The organism is Oceanobacillus chungangensis, assembly GCF_003369565.1.
Taxonomy (GTDB): Bacteria; Bacillota; Bacilli; order Bacillales; family Amphibacillaceae; genus Oceanobacillus; species Oceanobacillus chungangensis.
On record NZ_PIOD01000013.1, the window covers coordinates 44,044 to 54,441 of the forward strand.

The window sequence follows — 10,398 nt, forward strand, 5'->3', positions numbered from 1 at the left end:
TGATTACTCCTTTTTTATCTTATTCTATGGATGTAAGCAAAAATGATTTGCCAGGGGGAGAAAAATTGGAGAACGTTATTGAAGTGAAATCATTAGCTAAAATTTTTGGAAATCAAACTGCATTGGAAGATGTTAATTTCCATGTAAAAAAAGGGGAAACATTTGGATTTTTAGGACCAAGTGGTTCAGGAAAAACAACAACAATAAAAATATTAACCGGTCAATTAGCGCAAACATCTGGTGATGCAAAAGTATTTCAAACGCCAACATCTTCCATAAATAAACCAGCATACCGAAAGAGAATTGGTGTCATTACCGATAATAGCGGTTTATATAGTCGTTTATCAATTTACGACAATCTAAAGCTTTACTGCGACCTATATGACGTACCTACGAAGCGAATACAGGAAGTTCTACAAATGGTCAACTTAACAGATGAACCAAAAAAGCCTATATCGAAGCTTTCAAAAGGAATGCTGCAACGCGTAACATTAGCACGGGCATTCTTACATGAACCTGATCTGCTATTTTTAGATGAACCAACATCAGCACTAGATCCTGCTAACTCCAAGCACATACATGATGGATTACGCAGGCTTAATGAAAAAGGAACAACGATTTTCTTAACGACACATGATATGACGGAAGCAGAGTCATTATGTAATCGCGTTGCATTCCTAAACAGAGGGAAAATTCAGCTACTCGATGAACCAAAAGCACTTCGCAGACAGTTTTCAGATGCCTCTGTAACATTAGAGCTAAAAGACGGGCGAGAAATAATTGTAACTGGCGATGCTAAAGGTGCAGATGCAATTCATCAATATATGGCAACTGGTCAAGTCGTCTCCATTCATTCAAATGAACCAACATTAGGTGATATTTTTGTAGAAGTTACAGGGAGGGAATTAGTATGACATTTTCAATGAAGCGTGTAATGGCAATTTTCCAAAAGGACATGAAGGATTTATCGAAAAATATATATATCACATCAACATTGATTCTACCTTTATTCTTTGCATTCTTTTATGGAAGAATGGATAACCTGACAATTGACGTTCATTATATGGTCATTAATTTGGTTTTAGCAGTAGTTACATCCTTTGTTCAGTGTGCAATTATTGCTGAAGAGAAAGAAAAAAATACATTACGTGGCTTGATGCTTTCTCCAGCAACTTTACCAGAAATACTTGGTGGCAAAAGCTTAGTGTCGTTTATATTAACGATTGGAACAATTTTAATATGTACCATGCTAACAGATTATGAACCAGTAAACTTAAGTTTAGTAGCACTTGCAATTATAATTTCTATCTTATTTTATATTGCGCTAGGAACATTAATGGGATTACTCTCTAGAAGCGTGGTTGAGGCTTCTGTACTCATTATGCCAGTTATTTTTATCTTTGGATTTTCATCTATGTTTCAGCCATTTGCAGAGGAATATCCTATCCTTTCCGTTGTCGATTACTTGCCAAGCATCCAATTAATTGAGGTTGCCGCTGCTGTCGAATCTGGTTCAGGGTTTGCAGATGTAGTAGGAAATTTAGCTATTATCTTTGTCTGGGTTTTAGTAGCTATGGTTGCAACCGCTATTGTATATAAAAAGCGCGAGATGGATGAATAAGAAAACCAGCATATAACGATTTGGTAAGCTTGTAGCGATTATTCCTGCAATCTTACCTTTTTGTGTTATTAGTCGCTTTCCACGTGCTCGAGCTGAGCCCCTAGCAGAAAACACTATGGTATCAACATCTTCGCTGTTCCCACAGGAGTCTCCTGTCTTCCGCTACAATCAACAGCCGAAAGAGAGAGAAATGATATCTCATTTTATAAAGGGACATTAAATAATAATTCCTCGCACCATCCCAGCGGAAGGAATACACGAAGACTTCTGCGGGAAGAAGAGCCTAGGTGAGGCTACGAAGTGCGTCAACACGAGAAGGCTCACCAGCTCCCTTAAGGTGCGCAAAGTGTAATTTCTGGAGCGACTGGTCAGAGAGCCCTTTGCACATTAAACTAGTTCACACTTTATATTAACTCGTCATTATCATAATACTACACATTTCTTATTGTAATAGATGACCGCAGTTCCAATCTTTCAGAAAACCGTCTTAGTAAAATATCATTAGATAAAAGGATGAAGAAAATGAAAATAACCGAGCAAGTTCTTGCATGGGTCAATCAACAAGTAAATAAAAATGCTGCTATCGAATCGGTTGAAGAATTAAAAGGGAGCACTTCTTCAATCCTTCATTTGATAAAGTTCCGTTTGGATTGCGATATTAAGGAAGTTGTCCTACGTCAATTTACTAATCAAGTTTGGCTGCTGGATGAACCAGACTTAGCAGTCCATGAAGCAAGTAGTCTAGGGTTAGCTGTAGGTCGCGGGCTAGCCGCTCCTGAAATTATTGCCTATGATACAGGAGATACTTGTGGTGTTCCCCTTGTACTAATGTCAAAGATTGAAGGTGAAGTCGATATTAAACCAATGCATATGCAGAAGTGGATAAATGGTCTCGCTAAAGAACTGGCAAGAATTCATAGTGTTGAAGTTGACCGTTTTCATTGGAAATACTTTCGCTATCATAATATCGATACTGTTGCGATACCAGCATGGTCGACTGTACCCAATATTTGGAGAACTGCAATTGAACTTGTAAAGAAGCCTCATCCGCCATTCAAAGAATGCTTTATTCACCGTGATTTTCACCCTGCGAATGTATTGTGGAAAAATGGCTCGATTAACGGTGTAGTAGACTGGGTAAATTCATGCCGAGGTCCTGCCGGAATTGATATCGGACATTGCAGGTGGAATCTCGCGATGTTATTTGGTGTCGACGCTGCAGATGCTTTCCTTGCATCATACCAAAAATATGCTGCGGAGGCATTTACATATAATGTATACTGGGATCTTTGCTCCTTAATTGATGTGCTATCTGATCCAATGGAAGTTTATCCAGGGTGGGAAGCTTTTGGTGTGACAGGTATTACAAATAAGAGAATGGAAGAGCAGATGGACGTCTATTTGCTCCGTATATTAGAAAAAATAAGTAACATTTAACCAGAACCTAATTTATAAGAAAAAAGGTGAACCGAAAACAGTCTTGAAACATGACCATTCTAAGTCCACCTTTTCTTTTATTTTTTCTTAATGGATGCCTTTCATAAACCGTTTAAGCTTCGGAGCAAATAGGAACAATATTATTCCAAGAACGATGGCAATTCCACCAATCACTCCAAAATAAAATATTTCTGTTTCCGGATTATAAAAGCGAACAACCTGTGCATTGATTGCTTGTGCAGAAGCGTTTGATAAATTCCAAAGACTCATCATCTGCGCCGCAAAAGCTGCAGGAGCTAACTTCGTTGTGGCAGATAACCCAACAGGTGATAAACATAGTTCCCCAAGTACAACAAGGAAGAAGCTAAGCACAAGCCATAATGGACTTACTAAACTTTCCGTTCCATTAATAAAGGCTGGGATAATCATTACAATAAAGGATAGACCAGCAAATATTAATCCTAGAGAAAACTTCTGTGGTGTCGATGGTTGACGATCACCCAACCTAACCCACATCCACGCGAAAAGTGGCGCAAGAGCAACAATAAACAACGGATTTAATGATTGAAACCATGAGGAATGAATTTCAATTCCCGCAAAGCTTAATTGTGTCCGTTCATTTGCATAGGTAGCAAGAATATTCGACCCTTGCTCCTGAATTGCCCAAAACATCATTGCTGCAATAAACAACGGAATATAGGCAAGCAAATGTGAGCGTTCATCTGCGGTTGTTTTTGGACTACGATACATCGAGATAAAGTAAATCGTAGGAATAATAATACCGAGAATACTAATGAAAAAGATAACTCGCTCAATCGTTAGCCATCCACCCGTAATTCCTAACCAACCAACAATGGCAAGAATGACAACAACTAAGCCAACGACTCTAAATGTCTTCCCGCGCTCTTCTTTTGTCAATGGATTAGGCACATGCGATCCAGCAAGACCTAAATATTTCTTACGTGTAATAACATATACAACCAAACCTGCAAACATACCAACAGCCGCTATCGCAAAGCCGAGATGGAAGTTATAAGTTTGTCCAATTGTTCCGACAATTAACGGTGCAATAAAACCACCTAGGTTAATTCCCATATAATAGATACTAAATCCTGAATCACGTCTTGGATCTTTCGAGCTATATAGATCTCCTACCATACTCGCTACGTTTGGTTTAAGCAGACCTGTACCAAGAACGATAAACGCCATAGAAATGAATAAGGCAGTTACCCCCCCAGGAAGTGATAGAACTATATGACCGATCATGATTAAGACTCCACCGTAAAATACCGTACGGCCAGTCCCAAGAATTCTATCAGCGATCCATCCACCGATGATTCCAGACATATAAACAAGTGATCCATATATCGCCATAATGGAGTTAGCTAGCGTCTGATCCAGACCTAATCCACCATGATTTAATTCGTAGTACATGTAGAATAATAATATGGCACGCATACCATAGTATGAAAATCGTTCCCAAAACTCTGTGAAAAAGAGTGTTGATAACCCTTTAGGATGACCAAAAAAACCCTTCTGTGGAATGGTTTTTAGCATGGCCTCCTTCTCTCGTGAGTCCATCTTGTGTAAATCCTCCTCTAATTTTAAAACTGAATATAGTTACGGCTAACCTGAGCCGTTAAGCAACAACCGAAGTTGCTCCTAAAGCAGTGAGAAAGTTATTATCCCTTCTTATCCGCCAAAAAACATACTTTATAATTTTAGAGTATTTTTCAATACATGTAAAGCCACGATATCGATAGTATTCACTATATAAACAAGCTTATGCATGACTATGTCAACATGATAGCGCTATCCAAATTTTTTTAATTTTTTTTAACGAGATTTTTTGAAATAACATATATTACTATTAATGGTAATATATGGAATCGCAGTTCTTCTGAAAGTATAATTAAAGGAAGAATTATCCTTAACCATCTGTTCCATTCCCATATTCATTCGAACAACAGGAATTACCTTAACTGTCTTATCTAGCATATTTTCCTGCTGAACAGTCTCTTTATTTGAACTAGCTTGGCAAAATAGTAAAAAACATCTCCTTCATCATCGTCTTTTTTACAAACAAAAGAAAATAAGTTGTACTTTTAATAATAAAGTATTAAGAATCCAGATTCCAATAATCATTAAACATAAAAAGGGTTAACCCCTACTACTCCACCTCAATCTATGCTACAATAATATCAAACATAATACCTGCAACGGCAGGAGAGGTTCTAGATCTAACCCTCTATAAAAAACTAAAGAATTAACTGTATCTTTCTTTAGGATATGGTTTTTATTTTTGCTTTTTTTTGGAAATGGTCGTGGATAATAATTAATTTATAATAATCTGTAATGTAGCATGACATAGAAGAGCCACGGTTCATGATCCTCTCATTCGTATGCAGGTGTTCCCAGCAAATTATTTTAAAGGAGCGCTTTTGATGCGAATATTTTTCTATCTTATTGCCATTATTTTGGCAAACGTTATTACTGCAAAGTTTGCACCTTTGCAATTGGGAGTCTTTATTATTCCTTATGGTTCATTTTTAATTGGAGCAACATTTATTTTACGAGATCTAGTACAGAATAAATACGGGAAAAAGAAAACGTATCTGTTTATTGGTTTAGCACTTATTTTATCTGCTATTTCAAGCCACTTATTAGGAGATACACTGTGGATTGTATTTGCAAGTGCGGTCAGCTTCCTCGTTTCGGAAACAATTGACACTGAAATTTATTCCAGACTTAAGAAACCAATGTTAGTTCGCGTGTTGTATAGTGGAACTATTGGTGGAATATTGGATTCTACTCTCTTCGTTATTATTGGCCTGTCTCCGCTTGGTGCAGGATTTGTTCCATGGGATGCCGTATGGATGGCGATTTTAGGCCAAATTATTATCAAGGTTTGTATGCAATTTTTCGGTGTGCTAATACTTCAATTTTCCAGATTTGTAAAAGAAGATTACGCTCATTAATCTGGATTCAAAATGCTCTTCATCAACACTATGTTGGTGAAGAGCATTTAATTTATGCCATGTGATTCATTTTTAGAAATTCCTTATAGCCATTCAACCGTAATTTACAGGAGGGACATGTCCCACAGCCATCACCCTTAATTCCGTTATAGCATGTCAGTGTTTTCGTACGTACATATTCAAGAGCATTCAAATCATCTGCCATCTTCCATGTTTCCGCTTTATTCAGCCACATTAATGGCGTGTGAATAACAAATTTGTGATCCATCGATAAATTTAAAGTTACATTTAATGATTTAACAAATTCATCACGGCAATCTGGATAGCCACTGAAGTCTGTTTCGCAAACGCCAGTAATAATATGTCTTGCACCTAACTGATAACCTAAAATCCCTGCAAACGTTAAGAATACTAGATTTCTCCCAGGAACAAAGGTGTTCGGTAATTCTCCATCCTCGCCGTCCTCTACTTCGATTGTTTCTCTTGTTAGAGCATTTGGTGCCAATTGATTTAGTAGCCCCATATCTAATATATGTTGCTTTACGCCTAGCTCATCCGCAATTTCCTTAGCACAATTTATTTCCGCAGCATGTCGCTGATTATAGTCAAAGGTGACAACTTCCACCTCTTTAAACGTTTTTAACGCCCAGAACAAGCAGGTTGTACTGTCCTGGCCGCCACTAAATACGACAATTGCCTTTTCGTCATTCAGCATGGATTTCCTCCTAACCTGTAAAATGCTAATACTATTATTTAATATAATAACACTAATTTCCATTTCATAAGGGTATACATACATAAAGACTTCATCAAGAAGGAATTAACTTGATTGTATATCGATTTCCAATTCTTATTCTCATGATGGTTTTCGTCTATTTATATATTGTTCCTGCTGAACCATTTATTTTTAAACTATTTTTCAAATTAATTCCTATGGTAATGATCATCATCTATGCATTTCGAAAGCTACCAAGAAAGAAAATATTGACACATTGGCTAATTCTTAATGGGCTACATTCTGTCTAATTGGTGTTGGGTCATTACAGTGGTTTCTATTTGGACTTTCTACATTTTTAATTGGGCATTTGTTTTATAGCATTGGTTTTCTTACAAACTGGAAATTCTCCAAATTTCGCTTTTTGATGCTAGTTCCAATTACGCTTTATGGATTTTCCTTGGGAAAGATGCTGGTTGGATCGTTACATTCTACTGGATTAGACGTTGCTTATTCTAATTCTATATTATTTTCATTTCTTTCATGGCATGGTCAGCAATCATGACTGGAAATACGTGGGCGATATTAGGAAGTATACTATTTGTTATTTCTGATTCGATACTCCTGGAATCTATTCATTTCGCCCGTAAGGTATTCAGAATCACTGATTATGTTAAGTTATTATAGTGGACAATTTCTTATCGCACATAGCTTAGGGACAATTTCTGTGAGGAATGAACGACTTGTTTGGTGATCATATTTAAAGTAGAATTCACTGCAATCATACTAGCAGACTTTCACCTCATTCTTTACTATAATTAATACCGTAGCAACTTATAAAGCATTAGGGGGAAAATATTGTGAAGGTCACTGCAAGAGAAGTTTTTTCGATTCCAAACATCCTATCCTACATTCGGATTCTATTCATTCCAATATTTTTATACTTATACTTAAATGCAACAGAAAGCAAGGATTATTATGTAGTAGGACTTATTATTATATTATCTGCACTAACCGATCTATTCGATGGATTAATTGCAAGGAAGTTTAATCAGATTACAGAGCTTGGAAAAATAGTCGATCCTGTTGCCGACAAATTAACGCAGATTGCAATTGTAATTGCGTTGATGCTTCGCTACCAATTTATGTGGGTTCTCGTTATTCTATTTATTGTAAAAGAGCTATTCATGGTAATTAATGGACTCATTTTATTGCGTAAAGGTAAGAAATTAGATGGAGCGAAGTGGTTTGGAAAGGTTTCTACAGCAGTATTTTACATAGCAATGGGTGTGCTGATTACGTTTTCCGACTTGCATCCCAACATTGCTGCGGTGCTAATGATTGTTACTGGGATTTTTCTAGCATTATCATTTGTATTGTATATCCCTGAGTATGCAAAAATGTATCGTACTGCGAGATGATATGAATAACTAAGTAAGAACTTACGTAATTCTTTTTCCCGTCCCCTACTTCGTTATGATTTTACTGAAGCCTGAAGCCAAACCCTTAGAAACTGTAATTATAAAATTGATTTAAAAGAGAGGATTACTTATGCAACCTGCCTATCAATTAATTTATGACAAGTTATTCGAGCATTATGGGCCACAAAGCTGGTGGCCCGCGGAGACACCGTTTGAAATGATGATTGGTTCGATTCTTGTCCAAAATACGAATTGGCGCAATGTGGACAAAGCATTAATAAAATTAGGTCCGTATTTTGAACCAGAAATAATCGATCACTTTCCAATTGAAGATCTTGCACAACTTATCCGATCAAGTGGATTTTATAATATTAAAGCGAAGCGTATTAAGGCATTCATGGAATGGTTTAGACAATATGATTATGATACCAAGAGAATAAAAGCGATAAATAATACGGAATTGCGTAAGGCGTTAATAAACATTCATGGGATTGGTAAGGAAACAGCTGATGTTATGCTCGTTTATGCATTCGAAAAACCAATATTTGTAGTAGACGCGTATGCACGAAGAATCTTTTACCGACTCGGCTATAATATGCCTACATCCTATGATGGATTTAGAAAGCTAGTGGAAAAAGAATTACCTGAAGAATTAACCCTATATAATGAATTTCATGCACTATTAGTAGAGCATGCGAAACAATTTTGTAGGTCAAAGCCAATTTGCAAAGAATGCCCATTGCTGGATATTTGTGATCAAAGGTTAGAATTAAAATAATAAAGGAGAACGAATGAAGAGAATTACTCTCTCGTTCATCCTTCTTCCTCTACCTAGCATAAAAAGATGCTATTTCACAGCAAAATAGCTATTCTTATGAATTTTTTAGTAGATTGCAATGAATATATTCCTAATTTTGGGAAGCTCCTAGCCCTCTATATAGCTACGAACAATCCAGTCCACCAACCTGTTGCGTGATAAAAAGCCCATTACAAAGATTATTCTCCTTAGGTGGGTAATACTCATGTCGATTTATTATTAAGTCGAACTGTCCATCCTCAAATGGATGATTTGTATCTTCATCATCCTCAATCTGAATAACTTTAACTCTTAGTGGCTCAAGTCTTGCTTTAGCGATTGTCACATTAGGTACATATGCTTCCGTCGCAACAATCGATCTAGGGAGAGGAAGTAACATAGATAATAGCTCGCTTATTCTCTATTAAGAAATAAATCAAATACCAATGATATTCACCCAACCACCTTTCTACGAATACATTATGAAAGGATATTAGCAATTTGGTTTGAAATTCAATACGTTTAGAGGAGTGAGTTAATAAGGTGAATAACTATTTTAATTATATAATCCAACCAGGAGATAATTACTCGTTGCTTGCACAGCGCTTTCATACAACTACTGAGGAAATTATCGCAGTTAATCCTAGAGTAAATCCTTACTATCTTTCAATAGGGCAACAAATTTCCATTCCAATCTCGAAACAAGCATACCGACCTATGCAAGAGAAACATTGTATAAGTCAAGCAGAAGTCGACTACCGAAACGATCTGCGCAGCCTTTGGGAAGAACATGTTGCATGGACTAGAATGGCGATTATCAGCCTAGTCTTTAAATTACCTGATGTAGATTTCGTCATCGCTCGTCTCCTAAAAAACGCTACAGACATGGGGAATATGATTCGCCGATTATATGGTGATGTCGCAGCTGAAACGTATGCTTCTTTAATTAAAGGTCATCTTTTGATTGCTGCAGATCTTGTCAAAGCAGCCTTAGCAGGTGATCAGCAGGCAGTAATGGCAGCTGATAAAAGATGGCATGAGAATGCAGATGAAATTGCTGTTTTTCTTAATAGTATCAATCGGTTTTTAACAGAAAAGGCTGTTCGAGAAATGTTTTATCACCATTTAGATCTAACGAAGCAAGAAGCCGTTGCCATGATAAATATGGATTACCAAAAGGATATTGACGTATATGATAAAATTGAAAAGCAAGCTCGGGAGATGGCCGATGCTATTTCAGATGCCATGGTCAAAGGTTATCCAAGTATGTTCTAATTGGTTCAACTTTAATAATAACTACAAAAAAACACTAAGGATATGAGCATTCATAATCTTAGTGTTTTGTATAGCCTGGCGGCGTCCTACTCTCGCAGGGACAAAGTCCCAACTACCATCGGCGCTGAAGAGCTTAACTACTGTGTTCGGGATGG

General features: G+C 36.9%; 12 protein-coding genes, 1 rRNA gene, 1 pseudogene and 1 riboswitch. Of the genes and pseudogenes, 10 read left to right on the top strand and 4 right to left on the bottom strand.

Annotated elements, in window-relative coordinates:
* Positions 1-65 precede the first annotated feature (65 nt).
* From CWR45_RS12395 to CWR45_RS12405, 3 genes are all read left to right on the top strand, one after another.
* Positions 66-914, top strand: a complete 849-nt coding sequence (locus CWR45_RS12395; RefSeq protein ID WP_115750189.1) for an ABC transporter ATP-binding protein — start codon at positions 66-68, stop codon at positions 912-914.
* Positions 911-1,621, top strand: coding sequence for an ABC transporter permease (locus CWR45_RS12400; protein ID WP_115750190.1), 711 nt, complete (start codon positions 911-913; stop codon positions 1,619-1,621). The genes CWR45_RS12395 and CWR45_RS12400 overlap by 4 nt, the downstream gene beginning before the upstream one ends.
* A gap of 522 nt (positions 1,622-2,143) precedes the next feature.
* Positions 2,144-3,058: a phosphotransferase family protein gene (locus CWR45_RS12405; RefSeq protein ID WP_245975417.1), complete on the top strand. Its 915-nt coding sequence runs from the start codon at positions 2,144-2,146 to the stop codon at positions 3,056-3,058.
* An 87-nt stretch (positions 3,059-3,145) separates the two neighbouring features.
* Here CWR45_RS12405 and CWR45_RS12410 read toward each other — a convergent pair whose 3' ends face one another.
* Entirely contained in the window at positions 3,146-4,639 is a 1,494-nt protein-coding gene (locus CWR45_RS12410; protein ID WP_115750192.1) for a peptide MFS transporter, read from the bottom strand.
* A gap of 641 nt (positions 4,640-5,280) precedes the next feature.
* A riboswitch (PreQ1 riboswitch) is annotated at positions 5,281-5,326 on the top strand.
* 176 nt (positions 5,327-5,502) lie between these two features.
* On the opposite strand from CWR45_RS12410, the gene CWR45_RS12415 reads away from it, so the two are divergent.
* Positions 5,503-6,036: a VUT family protein gene (locus CWR45_RS12415; RefSeq protein ID WP_115750193.1), complete on the top strand. Its 534-nt coding sequence runs from the start codon at positions 5,503-5,505 to the stop codon at positions 6,034-6,036.
* A gap of 52 nt (positions 6,037-6,088) precedes the next feature.
* Here CWR45_RS12415 and queC read toward each other — a convergent pair whose 3' ends face one another.
* Entirely contained in the window at positions 6,089-6,748 is a 660-nt protein-coding gene (gene queC, locus CWR45_RS12420) for a 7-cyano-7-deazaguanine synthase QueC (protein ID WP_115750200.1), read from the bottom strand.
* A gap of 113 nt (positions 6,749-6,861) precedes the next feature.
* Between queC and CWR45_RS20395 the strand changes: the two genes are divergently transcribed.
* From CWR45_RS20395 to CWR45_RS12435, 5 genes are all read left to right on the top strand, one after another.
* Positions 6,862-7,062: a hypothetical protein gene (locus CWR45_RS20395; protein ID WP_342770180.1), complete on the top strand. Its 201-nt coding sequence runs from the start codon at positions 6,862-6,864 to the stop codon at positions 7,060-7,062.
* A 50-nt stretch (positions 7,063-7,112) separates the two neighbouring features.
* Positions 7,113-7,316, top strand: a complete 204-nt coding sequence (locus tag CWR45_RS20400; protein WP_425453625.1) for a hypothetical protein — start codon at positions 7,113-7,115, stop codon at positions 7,314-7,316.
* Positions 7,313-7,438 (top strand): hypothetical protein, encoded by a 126-nt coding sequence (locus CWR45_RS20405; RefSeq protein WP_425453624.1) that lies wholly within the window; start codon positions 7,313-7,315, stop codon positions 7,436-7,438. Before CWR45_RS20400 ends, CWR45_RS20405 begins: the two co-directional genes overlap by 4 nt.
* A gap of 173 nt (positions 7,439-7,611) precedes the next feature.
* Positions 7,612-8,172, top strand: a complete 561-nt coding sequence (locus tag CWR45_RS12430; RefSeq protein ID WP_115750194.1) for a CDP-alcohol phosphatidyltransferase family protein — start codon at positions 7,612-7,614, stop codon at positions 8,170-8,172.
* Positions 8,173-8,302: 130 nt separating this feature from the next.
* Positions 8,303-8,950: an endonuclease III domain-containing protein gene (locus tag CWR45_RS12435; RefSeq protein ID WP_115750195.1), complete on the top strand. Its 648-nt coding sequence runs from the start codon at positions 8,303-8,305 to the stop codon at positions 8,948-8,950.
* A 166-nt stretch (positions 8,951-9,116) separates the two neighbouring features.
* Here CWR45_RS12435 and CWR45_RS12440 read toward each other — a convergent pair.
* A pseudogene (locus CWR45_RS12440) lies at positions 9,117-9,380 on the bottom strand (SAM-dependent methyltransferase); the annotation flags it as partial.
* 179 nt (positions 9,381-9,559) lie between these two features.
* Here CWR45_RS12440 and CWR45_RS12445 point away from each other — a divergent pair.
* Positions 9,560-10,243, top strand: coding sequence for a LysM peptidoglycan-binding domain-containing protein (locus tag CWR45_RS12445; RefSeq protein ID WP_425453626.1), 684 nt, complete (start codon positions 9,560-9,562; stop codon positions 10,241-10,243).
* Positions 10,244-10,316: 73 nt separating this feature from the next.
* Here the strand turns inward: CWR45_RS12445 and rrf are convergent.
* Positions 10,317-10,398: ribosomal RNA gene (gene rrf / locus CWR45_RS20500) — 5S ribosomal RNA — on the bottom strand; the annotation flags it as partial.

Excerpts from the sequence above, each read along its gene's own strand:
- CWR45_RS12435 (WP_115750195.1), top strand. The coding sequence starts at position 8,303 with ATGCAACCTGCCTATCAATTAATTTATGACAAGTTATTCGAGCATTAT.
- CWR45_RS12410 (WP_115750192.1), bottom strand. The coding sequence starts at position 4,639 with ATGGACTCACGAGAGAAGGAGGCCATGCTAAAAACCATTCCACAGAAG.
- CWR45_RS12405 (WP_245975417.1), top strand. The coding sequence starts at position 2,144 with ATGAAAATAACCGAGCAAGTTCTTGCATGGGTCAATCAACAAGTAAAT.
- CWR45_RS20405 (WP_425453624.1), top strand. The coding sequence starts at position 7,313 with ATGACTGGAAATACGTGGGCGATATTAGGAAGTATACTATTTGTTATT.
- CWR45_RS12415 (WP_115750193.1), top strand. The coding sequence starts at position 5,503 with ATGCGAATATTTTTCTATCTTATTGCCATTATTTTGGCAAACGTTATT.
- CWR45_RS12400 (WP_115750190.1), top strand. The coding sequence starts at position 911 with ATGACATTTTCAATGAAGCGTGTAATGGCAATTTTCCAAAAGGACATG.